Source organism: Sorangiineae bacterium MSr12523 (genome assembly GCA_037157775.1).
Lineage (GTDB): Bacteria > Myxococcota_A > Polyangia > Polyangiales > Polyangiaceae > Pendulispora > Pendulispora brunnea.
In genome coordinates this window covers 6,823,112-6,842,102 of the sequence record CP089982.1, presented here as the reverse complement: position 1 = coordinate 6,842,102, position 18,991 = coordinate 6,823,112, and the positions used below count along the sequence as shown (strand labels likewise).

17 protein-coding genes are annotated in these 18,991 nt (G+C 63.6%); 6 read left to right on the top strand and 11 right to left on the bottom strand.

The window, feature by feature from the left end:
- Positions 1 to 10: 10 nt before the first annotated feature.
- The 3 genes from LZC95_26270 (at position 11) to LZC95_26260 (ending at position 2,769) form a co-directional block, all read left to right on the top strand.
- Positions 11 to 1,675, top strand: coding sequence for an NPCBM/NEW2 domain-containing protein (locus tag LZC95_26270; protein WXA89995.1), 1,665 nt, complete (start codon positions 11 to 13; stop codon positions 1,673 to 1,675).
- Between the two features lie 320 nt (positions 1,676 to 1,995).
- Positions 1,996 to 2,406 (top strand): four helix bundle protein, encoded by a 411-nt coding sequence (locus LZC95_26265; GenBank protein WXA89994.1) that lies wholly within the window; start codon positions 1,996 to 1,998, stop codon positions 2,404 to 2,406.
- Between the two features lie 6 nt (positions 2,407 to 2,412).
- Entirely contained in the window at positions 2,413 to 2,769 is a 357-nt protein-coding gene (locus tag LZC95_26260) for a four helix bundle protein (protein ID WXA89993.1), read from the top strand.
- 88 nt (positions 2,770 to 2,857) lie between these two features.
- On the opposite strand, the gene LZC95_26255 is transcribed toward LZC95_26260, so the two are convergent.
- The 5 genes from LZC95_26255 to LZC95_26235 form a co-directional block, all read right to left on the bottom strand.
- Positions 2,858 to 3,784 carry a hypothetical protein gene (locus tag LZC95_26255; protein ID WXA89992.1) on the bottom strand — a complete coding sequence of 309 codons (927 nt, stop codon included), beginning with the start codon at positions 3,782 to 3,784 and terminating at the stop codon, positions 2,858 to 2,860.
- Positions 3,785 to 4,065: 281 nt separating this feature from the next.
- Positions 4,066 to 4,944, bottom strand: coding sequence for a M57 family metalloprotease (locus LZC95_26250; GenBank protein ID WXA89991.1), 879 nt, complete (start codon positions 4,942 to 4,944; stop codon positions 4,066 to 4,068).
- A 166-nt stretch (positions 4,945 to 5,110) separates the two neighbouring features.
- Positions 5,111 to 6,013, bottom strand: a complete 903-nt coding sequence (gene sigJ, locus LZC95_26245; protein ID WXA89990.1) for an RNA polymerase sigma factor SigJ — start codon at positions 6,011 to 6,013, stop codon at positions 5,111 to 5,113.
- 9 nt (positions 6,014 to 6,022) lie between these two features.
- Positions 6,023 to 6,448 carry a carboxymuconolactone decarboxylase family protein gene (locus LZC95_26240; GenBank protein WXA89989.1) on the bottom strand — a complete coding sequence of 142 codons (426 nt, stop codon included), beginning with the start codon at positions 6,446 to 6,448 and terminating at the stop codon, positions 6,023 to 6,025.
- A gap of 70 nt (positions 6,449 to 6,518) precedes the next feature.
- Complete coding sequence (locus LZC95_26235; GenBank protein ID WXA89988.1) at positions 6,519 to 7,508, bottom strand: LacI family transcriptional regulator; 990 nt, start codon at positions 7,506 to 7,508, stop codon at positions 6,519 to 6,521.
- Positions 7,509 to 7,747: 239 nt separating this feature from the next.
- On the opposite strand from LZC95_26235, the gene LZC95_26230 reads away from it, so the two are divergent.
- The 3 genes from LZC95_26230 to LZC95_26220 are packed head-to-tail and all read left to right on the top strand — an operon-like array spanning position 7,748 to position 12,533.
- The gene (locus LZC95_26230) at positions 7,748 to 10,348 is read left to right on the top strand and encodes an ATP-binding cassette domain-containing protein (protein WXA89987.1); all 2,601 of its coding nucleotides are present in this window, start codon (positions 7,748 to 7,750) and stop codon (positions 10,346 to 10,348) included.
- Complete coding sequence (locus tag LZC95_26225) at positions 10,345 to 11,295, top strand: ABC transporter permease (protein ID WXA89986.1); 951 nt, start codon at positions 10,345 to 10,347, stop codon at positions 11,293 to 11,295. Before LZC95_26230 ends, LZC95_26225 begins: the two co-directional genes overlap by 4 nt.
- Before the next feature lie 20 nt (positions 11,296 to 11,315).
- Positions 11,316 to 12,533, top strand: coding sequence for an ABC transporter substrate-binding protein (locus LZC95_26220; protein ID WXA89985.1), 1,218 nt, complete (start codon positions 11,316 to 11,318; stop codon positions 12,531 to 12,533).
- Positions 12,534 to 12,631: 98 nt separating this feature from the next.
- Here LZC95_26220 and LZC95_26215 read toward each other — a convergent pair whose 3' ends face one another.
- From LZC95_26215 to LZC95_26190, 6 genes are all read right to left on the bottom strand, one after another.
- Positions 12,632 to 13,087, bottom strand: a complete 456-nt coding sequence (locus tag LZC95_26215) for a hypothetical protein (protein ID WXA89984.1) — start codon at positions 13,085 to 13,087, stop codon at positions 12,632 to 12,634.
- Between the two features lie 196 nt (positions 13,088 to 13,283).
- Positions 13,284 to 14,336, bottom strand: coding sequence for a cytochrome P450 (locus LZC95_26210; protein ID WXA89983.1), 1,053 nt, complete (start codon positions 14,334 to 14,336; stop codon positions 13,284 to 13,286).
- A complete protein-coding gene (locus LZC95_26205; GenBank protein ID WXB00226.1) occupies positions 14,333 to 15,199 on the bottom strand; it encodes a terpene synthase family protein in 867 nt (288 codons plus the stop codon). The genes LZC95_26210 and LZC95_26205 overlap by 4 nt, the downstream gene beginning before the upstream one ends.
- Before the next feature lie 245 nt (positions 15,200 to 15,444).
- Entirely contained in the window at positions 15,445 to 16,719 is a 1,275-nt protein-coding gene (locus LZC95_26200; GenBank protein ID WXA89982.1) for an MFS transporter, read from the bottom strand.
- On the bottom strand, positions 16,716 to 17,153 hold the full coding sequence (locus LZC95_26195) for a hypothetical protein (GenBank protein ID WXA89981.1): 438 nt from the start codon (positions 17,151 to 17,153) through the stop codon (positions 16,716 to 16,718). The genes LZC95_26200 and LZC95_26195 overlap by 4 nt, the downstream gene beginning before the upstream one ends.
- Complete coding sequence (locus LZC95_26190; GenBank protein ID WXA89980.1) at positions 17,150 to 18,793, bottom strand: GMC family oxidoreductase; 1,644 nt, start codon at positions 18,791 to 18,793, stop codon at positions 17,150 to 17,152. Before LZC95_26190 ends, LZC95_26195 begins: the two co-directional genes overlap by 4 nt.
- Positions 18,794 to 18,991 lie beyond the last annotated feature (198 nt).

Here is an 18,991-nt window from a genome sequence, read left to right as displayed (position 1 = left end):
GGACACACCCATGGTCAAACGTCGGATGTGGAAGATCGCATCAGGGTTCGGAATCCTGATGGCGAGTGCGATGCCTGGAACGGCGACGGCCGCGAATGATGGTCTGGCCCCCACCCCGCCTATGGGGTGGAACAGTTGGAACAAGTTTGCCTGCAATGGCATCAACGAGACGCTCATCAAGCAAACGGCCGATGCTCTGGTTTCGAGCGGGCTTGCGGCCGTGGGGTACGTGAATCTCACCTTGGACGACTGCTGGTCTGCCGCAACGCGTGACAGCTCGGGAAACCTGCGGGCCGATCCGAACAAGTTTCCAAGTGGCATGAAGGCGATTGGCGACTACATCCACTCCAAGGGACTCAAATACGGTATTTACGCCTCCATCGGCACGGCCACGTGCACCGGCAAGACGCCCGGCAGCATGGATCACGAGAATCAAGACGTCGCCAAGTTCGCGTCCTGGGGAGTCGATTACATCAAGGCCGATCGTTGCAACGTTCCAACGGGCGCCGACTTGGCGGAGCTTTTCGGCCGCTGGCTTCCGGCCATTCGGGCTTCCGGCCGTCCGATTGTCCTCAGTGCCAGCGACAACGGCGGGGTTCAAGAGCCGTGGTCGTGGGGTCCTTACGCGGCGCATCAATGGCGCACCACGGGCGATATTCGCGACAACTGGGCGCGGGTCCTCAGCGTCTTCGATGGCAACGCGCGCTTTCCCGGGGCCACGGTGCCGGGCGGATTCAACGATCCCGATATGCTCGAAATCGGCAATGGCGGATTGACCGATACCGAGTACCGCTCCCACATGGGCCTTTGGGCCCTCGTGTCGTCGCCGCTCATCGCCGGCAACGATGTGCGCAGCATGAGCAGCGCCACCAAAGCGATTTTGACGCACCCCGAGGTGCTCGACATCGACCAAGACGCGCTGGCCTACCAAGCGATCAAGGCGGCCGATGACGGCGCCGGTCGCCAGGTCTGGTACAAACCGACACGCCAACGCGGCGCCCGGGCCGTGGGGCTGTTCAACCGCGGCGACTCCACGGCGACCATCTCGGTGAGCTGGTCGCAAATCGGGCTGTCGGCGGGGAGTGCCACCGTCCGCGACGTCTGGGCGCGCGCTGATCGCGGAACGTTCACCAACGCGTACAGCGTCAACGTGCCCGCGCACGGTTTGGCGCTTTTGCGCATCGTCGGGACGGATCCTCCGCTTGTGAGCGGGTATCTCAGCGACCAACCTTGGGCCTACTCCGCCAACGGGTGGGGCCCGGTCGAGCGCAACAAGAGCAATGGCGAAAAGGCCGCGGGCGACGGCAAGACGCTGACCCTCGCCGGGACGACGTACACCAAGGGGTTCGGTGTGCATTCTCCGTCGGCCATCAGCTTTCGTCCGAACGGGGGCTGCTCGACCTTCACTGCAAATGTCGGCATCGACGACGAAGTCTCGAGCGCCGCGGCCAGCGCCATTTTCCAAGTCTGGGGCGACGGTAAACTCCTTTACGACAGCGGCGTCATGAAAGCCGGTAGCGCCACCAAGAGTGTGAGTGTCGACATCTCGGGTCGAACGGATTTGCGTCTCGAGGTCGCCGGCGGCGCCGACACCACGAACAGCGATCACGCCGACTGGGCCAACGCCCGCGTCACGTGCGCGGCTGCGGCTACGGCTACCGTGTTGGATGAATGAAATGAAAGATTTTTAAATCATGGAAAATTTAGAAGAATGAAATAAAGAGAAAGTGCTGTCACCCAGGGTCGGAGTTGGAGTGCGATTGGGAATCGGGCTCCGACTCCGACTCCGACTCCGACTCCGACTCCGACTCGGATTCGGATTCGGATTCGGATTCGGACACCGACACCGACACCGACGCAGATTCGGATTCAGATTCAGAGTCAGATACGGATTCAGATTCAGATGCCGACTCCGATTTCGAGTCGGGGTTCGGCGGGGGGGGCAGGGCAACGACTCCGATCCCGGTTACGGGGATCGGGGTCGATGTCGTTTGGATGGTCGAGCGCGAGAGCGCTGCTGGTCAATTTTTATTCATCTCGAGAAAAGATATGCAAACGAATCCTTTCCAAGACGATCCCGGCTCTCGAGTTCTCGAACTGGCTATTCATGCCATCGTCGCCCTGCGGCCCACGTTTGAACGCATCCGATGTTGCGATCGCGAATTGGCCGACCAGTTTCGAACGGCCCTCCGTATCATGGCCATGAAGGCTGCCGAAGGGAATCGCAGCCAAGGTGGTTCTCGCATGGCTCGTTTTCGCACCGCGGCGAGTTCCAACAGCGAATCGCGCGCCGCGTTGCGCGTGGCGGTTGCATGGGGGTACTTGTCCAGCAGCGAGGTCGAAGCCGACGACGAATTGCTCGAGCGCATCGGCGGCATGCTTCGCCGCCTAGCCGCTGGCCGATAACGGTTCATGCGATCGACTTCACCCCCCGACAACGACTACGTTCACGCTCTCGAACTCGCGATTCACACCATGATGCTTCTTCATCCCACCGTCGAACGTATCCAATACTGGGACCGCGACTTGGGCGACCGACTTCGCATCGCCCTAGGTTCCATGGCGCTGAACCTCATCGAAGGGAATCGCAGCAAAGCGGATGATCGCATCGCCCATTTTCGCATGGCCGCTGCATCCAACCGCGAATCGCATGTCGCATTGCGCATGGCCATTTCCCGGCGGTACGTACCCGCCAGCGAAGTCGAATTGGCGGACGTATCGCTCGAGCGCATCGCCCCCATGCTTCACCGCCTTGGCGCGGCGCACTAACGAGATTCACCACGGACGACTACATTGCCAATCTGGATGAGTCGGTGCGCAGGCAGCCAGGTTGGCGCTTACGATGTGGTGCCGTCGATCATGGCAACACGACGAAGTCTTCGGACGTGGCGTCTGCGCCGGTCACGTTGGTGACGCGGATGGTGCCGGTCACCGCACCGCTGGGCACTCGGGTGATGATTTCCGTCTTGGAATTCACGACTTGAAAGACCGCGTCGATGCGGTTGGGGATGCCGGGCCCTTTGAAGGCTACGCGCGTGAGTTGTTGGAATGTGGTGCCCGGTTTGGCGTAGATATGCACCTCGGTGCCGACCGCACCGCTCGTGGGTGCGAAACCATCCCGGTTCTTGATGCTCGGAGGCTGCGGTAAGACGGTGAAGCTGTCGCGCGTCTTGATGGACCCGCCCTTGGTCGTGATGGTGAGCGGGCCGGTGGCAGCGTTATCGGGCACGGTTACGCCAATGGATACCTCGTCGCCACCGGTGACGATGCCCTCGACCCCGTTGGCGAAGAGGACGCGAATGGGGCTATCGGCGAAGCCGGTGCCTTTGATGACGACGGTGGTATTGAGCGGCGTGCCGCTCGTCGGGGTGAAGCCGCTCTCCGTGGGCAGGACGCGGAATGGATCGCCGATGCTCGTGGAGAGCTCGACGCCGATTGCTCCGGTCTTTGCCTTACGGGGGACCGCGGCGGAGATGCGCGCTGGCACGCCGCTGTAATCGACGTTGCCCGCCTGAACGCCACCGAAGAAGACGCGGTCGCCCGCGAGGAAGTTGCGGCCGTTGATGGCGATCCATTGGCCGACGGGGGCCGCGCCCGGGTTGAAGCCGTCGATGCTCGGCGGCGGATCGTTGGCGGTGCGCAGCGGCTGGATGCGCAATTCTTCGCCATCGTTCGTGGCGGCGACGGGGGCCACCACGTCGTCGTTCATGGGGCCGCCCGTGCAGGCCGTGGCAAAAATTAGGCATGCCGCGAGCACACGGCTATGGAGTCGTCTCGTCATCATATGCGTTTCCTCGTACGGAATGAGTGATTCGACGTACGCCACGCGTCCGAACCAGCGGCGACGTCATGGCAAGTACGCGCGACCCCGCGAAGCGGATCGAAACGAGAGACGCATCCTCTTCATGTGACGAAAGACGAGACGAAGCGCTTGAGGTTGCAAACGGAGACTTCGACGAGACAAAGCTGGCGATGGTGTTTTCGTACAGGCCGAGGCTTTGGTGCTGCATCGAGGCGTTGCCGCGCAATCCCATATGCACCGAGGGCGGCGACGGGCCGGTCGTCCTACGGCTTTCCGTAAATCGACACCGCGCCTTGCACGTCATAAGGGGTTATTCGGAGATCCCCTCTGTTGCTCCCGTTGCAGTGCGGATAGTGCATGACCGAGTTCGAATCGTAAATCGTCAGCGCCTTCCACGCGCCGGTCTCTCCGCAACTGGGGACCTTGGCTGCGGGGTGGATGTGCTCGTGGCGAAATCCTAGAACGTGACCGAGCTCGTGGCGAAAAAGGCCGGTGAGGGTAACGACGCCGCTGGCGCCGTTATGGGCGATGGCCCCGTGAATGGAAACCTGACGCTGGGGCCGCGGCATATGCGGAAAGAAGGCGTAACCGAGGAAACGCGGGTCGTCGCGCCTGAGCACATTGAACAGGACCCCGTTGTTGTTCGACGTGCATCGGTCGTCCTCGGAAGCTTCGTGGACGAAGCGGATACGGGCCACGTTGGCCCACGCATTTCCTGCATCCTTCGCGGCTTGCACCACCCGATTGTAGGCGCTTCCGAACGACTGCCGATCGACGCAATACGTGAGATTCAACGCGGTTTGCGGATCCCACTTGTTGATCGTGCCGTTGTGCATATCGATGATCAGCGCCCCTTGCTGCACGTACGTCTCGTAGAAGTCATGCAGTTCCGCAACGTCCAGGATGGGCGTGTCGCCATCGACCACCCACGTACCGCTGTCCGGATCGCGGTACACCGTCTTCTGCCATTCCTCGAAGGACGTGGCCGTGGTGTCGGTGACCTCCGTGTTGGCCTCTCCTGCTCCGCTTTCCGACGTACAACCCGCGAGCATGATGGCAGCGGCAAACATGGCCGCACCCGACGGGCGCGTTCCCGCGCGAACCCACGAAACACGAGACAATTTGGTATTCACATGAATCATGACTTCCCCCTCATCAGGAGATGTCCGTCTCGCAGGGGGTGTTCCCGCTTGCGATGGGTGATACCCGTTCTTTGCAGCGGCCTCGTGTGCCCGTCGTAGAATTGATGTTGATCGATCATCGCGAATAAGCATTACGGCTGATTCGCAATTCGAAGTTGCCGACAACCTACTCGATCGCCTCCGCGCCCAAGCGGGACAACTTATCCGGATTTCGCATCACGAAAATATCTGCCAGCTGCCCGCTCTCGTCGTACGAAAACGACATGGCGGCAACAATTTTGCCTTCATTCTCCAATAGAACGCCGCGGGCGCCGTTGATGTCGACGGGCACCCATCGGTTCGAGATCCATGCGGGTCGAACGACCTTGATGATGAAGGCGAGGACCGCTTCCTTGCCCCGCAGAACCTGTAGGATCGTGGGGACTTTGCCGCCGCCGTCGGCGTGGAGATCGATGTCGTCGGCCAAAAGCGCGGAGAGTGCGCCCGTATCCCCGCGGACGATGGCGCCCTCGAAAGCGCCGAGCAGTTGCTCTTGCCGCTCGCGCGGCACCGTGTGCCGCACCTCCGGACGGTCGACGGTGGTGCGCGCACGCGAAACCAGCTTGCGGCAGGCGGCTTCTTGCATGTTGAGCGTCTTCGCAATTTCTGGATAGGAAATATCGAAAATCTCGTGAAGCAAATACGCCGCCCGCTCCTTGGGTGTGAGCCGCTCGAGAAGAAGCAAAAAGGCCGTAGTCAACGACGAGGCCAATGCCACGTGATCCTCCGACGTCGACTCGGCCTTGGTGGCAATGGGTTCGGGCAGCCAGGTTCCCAGGTAATCGACCCTCGCTTTGTGTGCGGAACGAAGCAGATCGATGCACCGCCGCGTGCAGACCGTCATCAACCACGATGCCGGCGTGTCGATCGGCTCCTCGTCCTTTCTCGCCTGTTCCCATTTGAGAAATGTGTCCTGCACCGCGTCTTCCGCATCGGCGCGTGACCCGAGGATGCGGTAGGCCAAGCCCAGAAGGGCAGGGCGGCTTTCCTCGAATACCTCGATGTCGGAGCGAGCGGGTCGAAGGGTCATGGGTCTCGGTCAGTGCCTCGCGATTTGAAGTCGATTCCAGAGGTTGATCATGCCCACGGTCGACGTCAAAATGCCAATCTCCTCTTCGGTGAAGTGCGACCGCAACTGCGCGCGCAAGGCCGCGAGATCCGTATTGTCGTCGAGCTTGGTCAGCGCTTCCGTCCAGGCCAGTGCGGCCTTCTCCCGCTCGGTGAAGTCGCTCACGTGCTTCCAGACGACGACCCGATCGAGCCGGTCGTTGGTCTCGCCGTCCTCGCGGGCCTCCTTCGTGTGCATCTGCACGCAGAACGCGCAGCCGTTGATCTGCGAGGCCCGCAGCAGCACGAGATGATGCAGCTTCCGCTCGAAGCCGTGCTTGTCCATGACCGTGTGCACGCTCTGCAGGGCCTGGAGCACGTCGGGGATCGATTTGTCGTAACGAAGGGTATCTTTCACGGGAACATCTCCTCTCACCGGGAAAGACGATTCACCCCCGGAGCCCGTGACGTCCCCTCGCAAAAAAGAATCACCGGGTGGCCGGCCCGGTGCTCGAGCGAACGACCAGCCGCGTGGGAAGGTGCTCGACCCGGATTTCCGCGGCGCGCGGCATGCGTGCCAGCGCCAGCGCCCGCTTGCCCATCTCGAACATGGGCACCTGCACCGTGGTCAGCGGCGGCCAGAGATCGCTGGCCAGTGGAATGTCGTTGAAGCCGCAGACCGACACGTCCTCGGGCACCCGAAGTCCGCGCTCCCGCAGCGCCGTGAGCGTGCCGACGGCGATGACGTCGTTCATCGCGAAAATCGCGGTCATGCGTCGAACGCGTTTCAGAAGCTCCATCGCGCCGCTGAAGCCGGCGTCGCGCGTGAAGTCCCCGCCCACGGCCACGTGTTCGTCGGGAAGCGAAAGCCCCATCTCGGCAAGCCCTGCGCGGAAGCCCACCAGGCGATCGTTCGTCGTCGTGAGCCCGGCCGGCCCCGAAATCACCCCGATGACCCGATGCCCGAGCTCCGCCAGGTGCACCGCCAGCGAGCGTGCCCCGCCGAGGTTATCGGCCAACACCGCGTCCCCGGGCGCATAGTGCCGCCCGATGAGCGCCGCCCGCCCGCCGCCTGCCTCGAAGTCGAGGATCTGGCGGGTCATTTTCGCGCCGAACTCCCGATCTTCCATCCCGCTGCCCGCAAGGATCAGCGCGCTCGTCCGGCGCGCGCGGAAGGCCGCCATGTACGCGAGCTCCCGTTCGCGATCGCGGTACGTGTTTCCAATGAGCACCATCTGCCCATCGTCCGACGTGGCCTGCAGGATGCCGCGCACGATCTCGGAGAAATACGGATCGCTCACGTCGTGCACGATGACGCCCACCGTCGTATCGTGCGCCTGCGCCAGCGCGCGGGCATGCGGATTGGGCGAGTACCCGAGTTGCCGGGCCGCGGCCAGTACCTTCGCCCGCAGATGCGCGGCCACGGGGCGCGTGCGATTCACCGTGCGTGATGCCGTGGCCACCGATACTCCGGCCATGCGGGCTACGTCCGCGATCGTCGCGGCGCGTCCTTCCTGTCGACCCTGTTTCGGTGCGCTCTTTTTCACCTATCGCTCTCGTATAAGAATACTCCCAGAACGGTGCGCGGTGTGCGTGACGCATCGACCCGTCGGGCAGTCGGCGCGATCATTGGCAAAACCCCGTGAAATAAGCGGTGTAAGCGCTTGCCAGGCCCATGCGCGACTGCCATATTCCCTGCTGAATAGGAGGGTCGGGGGTGAGTCGTACACCCGTGGAGGCTCCGCCGAAGCCGAAGTTGCGGCTGGAAATGCGGGGCATTCGGAAAGGCTTTTTCGGCGTCCAAGTGCTCGATGGCGTCGATCTGACCTGTGCCCCGGGCGAGGTCCGCGCGATTGTCGGCGAAAATGGCGCGGGGAAGTCGACCCTCATGAAGATCCTCGCCGGCGTCCACGCGGCCGACGAGGGCTCGATCCTCATCGACGGCCGCGAGGAGCACTTTCGCGATCCGCGCGCCGCGCAAAACGCAGGCGTAGCCATTATCTTTCAAGAGTTTCGTCTTTTGTCGGAGCGCTCGGTCGCCGAGAACATGTTTCTCGGTCGTGAGCCGGGACGGGCCATGCGGGTGGACGAGGGAGCATTGCATCGATCTACGGCGCAGCTGCTCGCACGGTTACGCGTCGATCGTTCCATTTCGCCCGATACCCTGGTGCGCGACCTTTCGGTAGCTCAACAACAAATGGTCGAGATTGCAAAAGCGCTCTCCCTCGACGCGCGCATCCTCGTCATGGACGAGCCCACCGCTGCCCTTTCTCCGAGCGAAGTGGAGTCGCTGTTCACCATCGTTCGCGAGCTTTGCGCCCAGGGCCTCGCCATCGTTTACATATCGCATCGCCTCGAAGAGGTATTTCGCTTGGCGACGCGCATCACCGTCCTCAAAGACGGCACCACGGTGGCCGATGTTGCCACGGGCGACGTCACCACGGGCGAGCTGGTCGAGCTCATGGTGGGCCGATCGCTCGATCGGTATTACCCTCCGCGTCGTACGAGCCCGCCGCCGCAGCGGCAAACGCGGTTGCGCGTGCGCGGTGGAGGAAATGCGCGACTCCGGGGCATCGATCTCGAATTGGTGGCGGGTGAAATCGTCGGTGTGGCGGGCCTGGAGGGCGCCGGACGCACGGAATTGGCCCGGGCGCTGTTCGGGGCCGAGCCGTTCACATCGGGTGGCATCGAGTTGGATGGGCGGCCGATCCCGCTGACCTCACCGGGTGAGGCCATCGATGCGGGCATCGCCTTTCTCACCGAGGACCGCAAGTCCGAAGGGCTGCTTGCGCGCGAGTCGGTGCTGGACAATGCGAAGCTCGCCGTGCGGGCGCTTCGGCGAAGCCGGAAGAAGAAGAAGGACGCCATTCGCGGAACCGCCGCCACCGCGGCCTTGCTCGGGGAGCTCGACGTGCGTGCGGCGAGCCTGCAGGTGCCGGCGCAGTTTCTCAGCGGCGGCAACCAGCAGAAGGTGGTGCTCGCGAAATGGCTGGCCACGCGGCCCAAGGTGCTGCTGTTCGACGAGCCCACGCGCGGGATCGACATCGGCGCGAAGGCCGCGGTTCACGAGAGGATGCGCGCCCTGGCCGAGGAGGGGGCGGCCATATTGATGATCTCGTCCGAGCTGTCCGAGGTCATTGGCATGAGCGATCGCATCCTGGTCATGCGGCAGGGTCGCATTGCCGGCGAGCTCGAGGCCGGCGCGAGCGAGGCGGAGATTTTGCGCGTGGCGACGGGGGCGGGGGGTGAGGCGATCAAATCGGAATCGGAATCGGAATCGGAATCGGAATCGGAATCGGATTCGGATTCAGATTCAGATTCAGATTCAGATTCAGATTCAGATCGTGAGAAGGGGCGGGGGATTTGGGGGGTGTTTGGTGTGTTGTTCGTGCTGTCGTGGATTGGCGTCGGGAACGCGTTTGTCGGTGTCGATAATTTGCGCAATATGCTCGTGCGATCGGTGGCCCTTGGCATCGTCGCCGTGGGGCAAAGCCTCGTCTTGCTGGCCGGCTCGATCGATCTCTCGGTGGCCTATCTGATCAGCGTGGTGGCGGTGCTCACGTCGTACGAGATGCAGGGGCAAGTGTCGATGATTGCGCCCTCGGTGCTGCTCGCATTGGGCATTGGCGCGGGCGTGGGCCTCGTCAATGGGCTGCTCGTGACACGCGTGAAGGTAAACGCTTTCATGGCGACGCTCGGCACCGGCCTACTGATGCGCGGCGCGCTCGAGAACAGCTTCACCTCCGTGGCGGGCTCGGTGCCTCCGGGCTTTCAGCAACTCGGCTACAGCGGTGTGGGGCCCATTCCGTATGCCGTCTTGCTCTTCGGCGCCATGGCGGCGGGCGCGTGGTACCTCGTGCGAAAGACGCGCTTTGGCTATCACTTGATGGCGGTCGGCGGCGATGAGGAGACCGCGCGCGTCTCGGGCGTGCGTTCGGCCCGCGTCATGGTTCTCGCGCACGTCGCATGCAGCCTCTGCGCGGTCGTCTCCGCGCTGTTTCTCGTGAGCCGCGTGGGCTCCGCCGCTCCGTGGATCGGCCCCAACGGGCGCTACGATCTCGATTCGGTCGCCGCCGTCGTCCTTGGTGGAACGGCCATCATGGGCGGGCGCGGTGGCATCCTTGGAACCGTGGGCGGCGTCCTCGTGCTCGCCGTCGTCGACAATGCTTTGAACCAGCTTGGCGTGAACACCTTCGTCCAAGACATCGTGCGCGGCGTCATCCTGATCTGCGCCGTCGCCGCCTACGGCATGGCACGCGGGGAAGGCCTGCTCGCGAGCGCTGTTCTGGCAAGGTTGCGAAGACGGGTGCCCGCATGAACGCCGCCCTTCGGATAGCCCCGGTCTTTCTGGTGCTCCTCGGTGTGCTCGTGGCCATCATGGTCCAGAATCCGCAGTTCACGAGGCCGCCCGTTTTCCTGGGGCTCGTCCGCTTCGCCGCGCCGCTCATGTTGCTCGCGGTGGGGGAGCTCTTCGTCCTCGTCGCGGGCGAGTTCGACCTCTCCATCGGCTCTCTGGTCACCGCAGTCGTGGCCGTCGCTGCCGGTGTGGGCAATGGCGACGAGGGCAAAACCTGGTGGCTCGTTCCCGTGCTCGTCGGCCTCGGCGTCGTCGTGGGCCTGGTCAACGGCATCGTCACCACGCAGCTCGCCGTGCCCTCGTTCATCACCACCTTGGGCACCATGCTCATTCTCTCCGGCGGCGTCCTCTATTGGACGGGTGGGGCGGTGCTGGGTTACGTGCCCGACAACCTCCGCGCCTTCGGTCGCGGCACCATCACCGGCATCCCCTGGATCGAGCGGTTGCCTTACGCCGTCCTCGTCGCGGCTGCCTTCATTGCCATGGCAACATGGCTTCGGCACGGGACGAATTTCGGCCACCAGCTGGTGGCGGCAGGCGCCAACCCGCGTGCGGCCGCGCTCTCGGGGGTGGACGTGGCGCGCGTGCGCATTTTCGCATTCGTCCTCTCCGCGCTCTTTGCCGTCGTGGCGGGCATCGTCCTCGGGGGCATCGTCGGCGTCTCCCCCCACGCGGGCCGAGGCTACGAGTTTCAAGCGATCAGCGCCGCCGTCCTTGGCGGTGTCGTTCTCGGGGGCGGCCGCGGCGCGGTCCTTCCGGCGGCTGCGGGCGCGCTCGCGCTCCAGGCCACCTTCACATGGCTCAACTTGCTCGGTGTCGCCGATCCGGCGCGCCAAGCCTTTCAGGGGGCGATCATCATCGGCGCGGTCGCTCTCTCGTCTTACAGCGCACGCCGGCGCGGTTCCTGATGAAGTCCCGGAGGGGTCCCATGAAATCGACGGCCTTCTTGATGCTCGTGCTCGCAATGCCCGCGATGACCACGGCCTGCCGCAAAGACGCCGGCAGCTCGAACAACAGCGCGGAGGGCAATGCGGCATCGACCGCCCCCTCCTCCGTGACGGCCACCAACGCGGCCGAACCGTCGAAATGGTTCGATTCGGTTGCATACGCAAAACAGTTGCAGCAAGCCAAGGCGACGGCTTCCGGCGACCCGTCCACGCCATGGACGCAGGCCATCGACCCCGTGTACGTCGACACGGCGAAGTTGAAAAAGAAGGAGCCGTGGCACGTGTGCTTCTCCAATGCCTCGCTGACCAACCCTTGGCGCACCGCGGGTTTCGCCACCATGAAGGCGGAGGTGAAGCTTCACCCTCAGATCAGCAAGTTCACGGTCGTGGATGCAGGGGGCAAGGACGAAAAGCAAATATCGGACATCCAGGATTTGCTCACCCAAAATTGCTCCGTGCTCATCGTGGCGCCCAACACGACCGGTCCGCTCACGACGGTGGTGAACGAGGCCTGCAAAAAGATTCCGGTCATCGGGTTCGACCGCGGCGTCAACACGGATTGTCCGGTCACCTTCATCCATCCGATTGGCGGATTCCTCTTCGGCGTCAGCTCGGCCAACTTCATCGTGAGCAAGGTCAAGAAGGGCGGCAAAGTCCTGGCCCTGCGCATCTTGCCGGGGGTCGACGTGCTCGAGCATCGCTGGGCTGGCGCGCAGCGCGTCTTCAACGAGGCGGGCATTCAGGTCATCGGCATGGAATTCACCGGCAGCGATCCCGCCAAAACGAAGCAGATCGTCAGCGATTACCTCCATCGATACGCCGCCATCGACGGTGTGTGGATGGACGCGGGCGACACGACGGAGGCGGCCGCCGAAGCGTTTCAGGATGCGGGGCTCGACGTTCCGCCCATCACGGGCGAGGACAACAATGCCTTTTTGCAGGCGTGGCAAAAGAACAAATGGACCGCCATGGCACCGACCTATCCGGTCTACCAATGGCGCACGGCCATCCTTGCTGCGGTGGATATCCTCTCGGGCAAACAGGTTCCCAAAGAGTGGATCCTTCCACAGCCCGAAATCACGGCCGAGACATTGAGCCAATACATCACGCCGAACCTGCCGCCGACCTTCTACGCCATGTGCGGCTGCCAAAAGATGCCAGGCTTCCCCGAACTATGGGGCGGCAAACCCTCGAAATGAGGTAGCGCAAGAGGAGTTAACCGCCAAGTCGCCAAGGTCGCCAAGATGGATTGGTTCCAATCCTCGAACCCTTGGCGCTCTTGGCGTTTCGATTCGGATTACGGCTTTGCGGAGAGGCGGTCGCCGATGCGCTCGACTTTCGCGTTGAGCGTGTCCCAGTCGGCTTGCAGCCGGTCTTGCTCCACGGCGAAGACGGCGGGTTGCATCGAGGAGACGGCTTCGACGCGGCGGCGGAGTTCGCGCAGCTTGGCGCGGGCCTCGCGCAGATCATTGGCCGTTCGGGTCCTCTCGCCGGCGGTCAACCCCGCGGGGCGTGTTTCCAATAGCCCAATGCGCCGATCCAGATTGTCGAGATCTCCTCGTGCGACCTTCGCGTACTCCTCGCGCGGGTCGGTCGATGCGCTCCGGGTGTCGGTGCGCACGAGTGTCTCCGACGTGATCTGCGTGGTGGAGGACGCGCTCGGATGGGGCTTCTTGTTGCTGCATCCAAGGAGGAGTATCGCCGAGGTCGCCAAAACACCGACGACCAAGACGGACGGATTGCTGCGAATCATGAGTCACCTCACGAGATGACGCGTTGCGAACGCCGAACGCATCGGGGGGGAACTCCTGCCTTGCATCGCGCGGGCCCGCTCGATCCCCGCGACATCCGGCGCCCGCCGTTCATCCAAATGCGAAAATAGCGCGCCGTTTCCAGTGATATCGCTTTTGCGTGTGGCAAAGCGCAACGAGAAGGGGAGAACTGCCCCGTCAGCGTGCGTCCGCGATCATCGGCAGGGCATCGACTTGGGTCACCCCGTTCAGCGTCTCCCGAACCGTGTGATCGGCCGCGGGAACCAGACGCCATCGACGGGCGACGGTGGCGAGCACGATGGCCATATCGGCCAGCGCCCAGGCATCCCCCGGGTCGACACTCGGTATGTAACACTCGCGCTTGATGGCCGCGGCACGCTCGGGCCGCCACCGGTCCGGATCGAAGCGTTGCGGAGCGACGAAGCACCGTGGATCGCGGTGCAGCGCGTGCGGGCTAATGAAGAAGCGCGTCCCCTCGGGATACCGATGGCCCCCGAGCACCACATCGGACCGCGCCCGGCGCACGACCAGCGCGAGCGGATGCATGCGCATCGCCTCGCACAGGACGCGCCGCAGGTACGGCAGCCGGGGAACATCTTCGACGGTGGCATCGCGCCCCGGTAGCACGCCGTCGACCTCCTCGTGCAATCGCTTCTCGATGAGTGGGTGCTGCCCGATGTGGTGCAGGGCCCACGATAAGGTCGAGGCCCGAACCTCGGTGCTGGCGATCAGACGCACGACCTCTTCCGGCAGGATCGAGCGCATCTTCTTCCCGGCCAACCACGCAAAGGGCGAGAACGTCTGCCGCGTGATTTGCTTGAGAACGAGGGGCATGGCATCTCGCCATTCGGGCAGCCGATCCTTTTCCCACTCCGGCGACATCGCCGTCAACGTGATGTCGCGCATCTCTTCGTCGACCGCAACGAGTTGCCCGGGCAACCAATCGCCAACCCGTGTTGCGGTCACGCGGCCCAAGTTCTCCGTGCTTCCAAAACGCCCCCAAGCGTTCTCGAACACCGAGCCTTCGTCGAATCTTTCTTTGTCGGTCACCAAGACTTGGCGGATCAAGTGCGGAGCGTTCAGCACGAACACCCTCTGCGAGCCCAACCGGATTTCCACCACGTCCCCCGCGGCGCGCGCCTCGAGAAAGAACGCAAAGGGTGCCCGCAAAAGGTCGATGGAGTGGCCGAGCAGTGGCAATCCTCCCTTGATTTGAGGAACGTCCATCATCGGTGAACCCTATCGAAATAGAACTTTTGCCGAATGTAGCGCGGAGACCGTAGATGCCATTCGTGGCTTCCGGATATCCAATTCCGAAACCCGTGCACGCTGCGCTCCACGTATTCCCACTCCGTGGCATCCAAACGTCGCCGGAGCGAATCTTCGGCAATGGCGAAATCGCGGTAGCGCGCCGCGATCATTCCGACGGCACGCTCGGCGGAGTCCTGCCAGCTTCCTCCCCAGGCTTGCCATAGCACCGCGACGAGGTTGTTCATCCGACCGCGGGCGCGCTCCTTGGCCACCCACAGGAGATCGTGTGTCCAGCACACGATGTCGCTCGTGGCGACGCGCAACGCGTGCACCTGCGGACAATGGGCAACCTGCTGGGGCAACTCCGCGCGCTCGCTGAACTCGATCAGATCGAGCGCGGTCTCCACGGCGCCGCTTTGCCGGCGAAACTCGACGTAGGTGCGCAAAGGCGGCGGTATTCCGTACCGCTCGGTGGCCAAGTCTTGCTCGTACGCGCGCAGGCACTTCTCCGCGTGCCCGAGAAAACGTATTCTCCACGCGGGGGACATCGCCGGCCCGACGTCACTCCACCATGCAGCGAGCGCCGCCGCGAGCCCGCTGCTTGGCGGTGGCGTGGTGGGGCCCATCTGCAGGGGAAGCATCCGTAGCAATTCGTCATTCGTTGAAACGATTTCATGGCGATCGGGAGTGTTATCCTGATTAGTGAATCGTTCTTCGATGAGAAAGAGAAAGGCGAGCCACTCGCCGTTCCTCGTGACATCGACAACCGACGGATAGGTGCGTGCAGCGAGTTCACCTAACCGGGCGCGGCGAAATCGCGCGAGGGCCGGCGCAGCCGACACGAGGTCGAATGCCTTCACCCAAGCGAGCAAGTGCTCTTCCACACCCCGTGCGCATGGATGAATGGCCGATGGAAAAGGGCATTCGATCCTGGGCGCTATCAAAGCGTCTACGATCACGTCATCCTCCGACGGGGTCCATAGGGCCACCCGTTGGCAAAAGCGTCTAGTCGAGGGGTTATCTTTGATTCAAAAGATGATGGCCGTCATCGAGTGAGTCCGTCACCCCGAGTGAGTCCGTCACCCGTTCACGCTTTCACGTTTTGCCCGAAGGCGATGCCCTTCGCTTCTTTTCCAAGCGCCGCGCAGATCGCGAGAAGGGCCAACGTCGGGACGACGGTCGCCGTGAGCGCAAACGGGTAGCCGTAATGCTGCGCCAGCCATTCTTGAATGGGCAGGTTGAACGCGGCGATGCAGTTGCCAAGTTGGTACGTGACGCCCGGGTAGAATCCGCGGATCGCATCGGGGGACATCTCGGTGAGGTGTGCCGGTACGACACCCCACGCGCCCTGCACGGCGATCTGCATGAGGAATGCTCCGAGGCAGAGCATCCCCGTGGAGGTCCCATACGCGAACGCGGGAACGATGGGCAGACCCAAAAGGGCGCAAAGGACGATGGTGCGGCGGCGCCCGAAGCGCTCCGAGAGCCCGCCAAAGGTGAACCCGCCAATCATCGCTCCGATGTTGTAGACGACCACGATCCACGTGGCGGTGGCCGGCGAGAGCCCAGCGCCCGACTTCGTCGCGGCACGCAGAAATGTCGGATAGACGTCCTGCGTGCCATGACTCATCCACGCGAAAAGTGTCATCAACGTGACGAGATAGAGAAATCGCCGCAACACGGCTCGCTGAAACACGACATCGCGCAGCGAGGTCCGCGTGGCGCGCAGCTTCTCTCGTGATTTTTCCCATACCTCCGACTCGCGCACGCCAAGTCGGATGAGCAACGTGAGCATCGCGGGAAGAAGGCTCAATCCAAAAAGCCAGCGCCAACTCAATCCGAGTACCGAGTGCACCAGTAAGTACGCGAGGGAGGCAAGCAGGTAACCCACCGAGTAGCCCTGCTGCAAAACCCCGGAAAAGAAGCCGCGGCGCGAGGGCGGTATCTTCTCCATGGCGAGCGCCGCCCCAAGTCCCCATTCGCCTCCCATGCCGATGCCGTAGAGGAGTCGCAAGACGAGCAGCACCGTGTAATTCGGTGCGAACGCGCACAAGAATCCAACGACGGAATAGAAAACAACGTCGACCATGAGCGGAACGCGTCTTCCGATTTTGTCGGCCCATAATCCAAATAGGAGTGCGCCCACCGGTCGCATGGCCAACGTGACCGTGGTGAGAAAGGCCATGGTGGGCAGGCCCACGCCGAAGTCGCGGCCGATGTCCGCGTAGACCAGGACCACCAGGAAGTAATCGAAAGAATCCATCGCCCATCCCAAAAGGGCGGCGATGAAGGCGTTGCGTTGGTCGGGGGTGAGCTCGGTGGACGTGGCGGAGGTCGCGGGGACGCTCTCCGCCACCGTCATTTTTCGCCCCGTGGATCGGCGCGCCAGATGGGGCCGCGCTGCACGACGGGGGAGAGCAACTCGACGTCGCCTTTGTCCATGGCGCCGCCGTTGGTGACGTCGATGGTGATGGCCTGTCGGCCGCGGTATCCCATACGATCTTGAATATCGGGATGGAGGTAATACGCACCGGCCACGAGCTCGCCGAGTGCGGAGTACACGAGCGGGTACTTGTCGCGCAGAAGGGCCAGCGCGTGCGCGGCGTCCTCGTACGCGGCGATGGAGAGCGCGAACTGCAGCGGCTCGAGCAGGTCGGGGCGCGCCGTGAGCACGGCATCCACGCCGGCACCGGCCACGCCGGCGGCGCTCGCGGCCGGCATATCGCCATCGGCCGGAATGAGAAGGTCGGCCAGGGCAGCCAACCGTGTGCGGGCGGCGCCGTCCAGGGAACTCATGCCGGCACCTTCTGATGGTAGCGCTGCTCGAGGAGGTGCTCGGTGCAGCGAAGCGACATCGCGGCAATCGTCGCGGTGGGGTTCATCCCTGACGAGGTCGGCCAGATGCTGCCGTCGAAGACGTAGAGGTTCGGCACATCGTGTGTGCGCCCCCACGGGTCGACCACGGAGGTCGCCGGATCGGTGCCCATTTTGGCCGTGCCCAGTTGGTGCCAGCCGGTCTCGCGGATCGATGGCGCGACCATCGTTCGGTACGCGCCCGCCGCCTCCAGCGATTCGCGGGCCCGATCGAGGTGAAAGTCCATGAGCCGCGTCGAGTTTTCGCCGACGCGGTAGCGGATGCGCGGGGCAGGGATGCCATCGCCATCGGTGAGCTCGGGGTCGAGCTCCACGCGGTTCGATTCCTCCGGCAGATCCTCCGCGACGATGCCCCACATGGCCGAATGGCCCAGCCGCGCGCGCACGTTGCGGTGAAAATTCGGTCCCCACACGGGATCGACGGCCCCCCACGGCCAGCCGCGCGTGGCATTCACCGGGCCACCCGTGGGCTGCAATCCCCACTTGGCCCCGCGCACGAAGCCGCGCCGCGCATCCGTTTCGTAGAATTGCAAGCAGTGCAGGTGCTGCCCCCACGGGCCCTGGGTGCTGTGCATGTTTTCCTGGAAGAGGCCCGTCACCACGCCGAAGGGGTGCAACATGAGCCGCTTGCCGACCAGCCCGGACGAGTTGGCCAAGCCGTCGCGATGGCCACGCGTCGCGGAGAGCAGAAGCAGGCGAGGGGTACCGATACCATTTGCGGCAAGAATGATGACGCTCGCGCGGGTGACGTGCTCGTTGCCGTCGCGGTCGATCCAGACCGCTCCGTCGGCCAGGCCCGCGTCGTTCACGCTGATCCGACGCACGCGCGCGCCGGTAACGAGGTGCACCCCCAAGTCGACGGCGTGGGGCCAGTGCGTGCGGTCCGCGCTGGCCTTCGCCCCGTCCGCACAGCCCCACAAGCAGGTGCCACGCTGCACGCATGGTTTGAGCGCGCCGTACGGACGGGTTGCGATGGCATTGGAGCCGGGCCACCAATGCCAACCCAGGGCATTGTGCGCTGCGGCGACACGCCGGCCGATGTCCCCAAGTGGCACCGGTGGCAACGGCGGACCTTCACCCGCGGGAAACGCCGGATCCCCGGCCAATCCGGAAATGCCGAACGCCGCCTCGACGCGCTCGTAATACGGCCTCAGGTCCTCGTACGAGAGGGGCCAGTCGTCCGCGATGCCATCGAGCGTGCGCACGCAGAAGTCCGACGGCGCATTGCGGTGCCACTGCGCGGCATAGATGACCGTCCCGCCGCCGACGCCATTGTAGAGCACCACGTCGATATCGGCGTCCTGCCCATTGATGGGATAATCCGACGGGGATTTTCGCGTATTGGGATTCCACGCCCAGTCCGCACCGGAATTGATCTCGAAATCCGCGTGCGCGCCGCGAGCCTTGCGATAATCCGGCCAATCGCCCTGCTCGAGGACGACCACGTTCAGGCCTTCCTCGGCCAAACGCGTTGCCGCCACGGCACCTGCAGGACCCGCTCCAATGATGCAAACGTCAGCACGGTCGCGACCGGCGCGCGGATGAATCAGCGATTTGCGCATGGCGGGAGGTACTCCTACGGCAACTGCTCGCTATTTCTCAACTCAATAGGGATATGTCACGGACGCGCGCTGCAAACCAATCCAACGCCACCCGGTACCGTGTTTCCAGAGTGACGGCGGCACGTCGTTTCGATGTAACGCAGTGCGACGGTCCGCATCACACCGAGCTCCAGCGCAATCTTTCTCAGACAGGCTGGT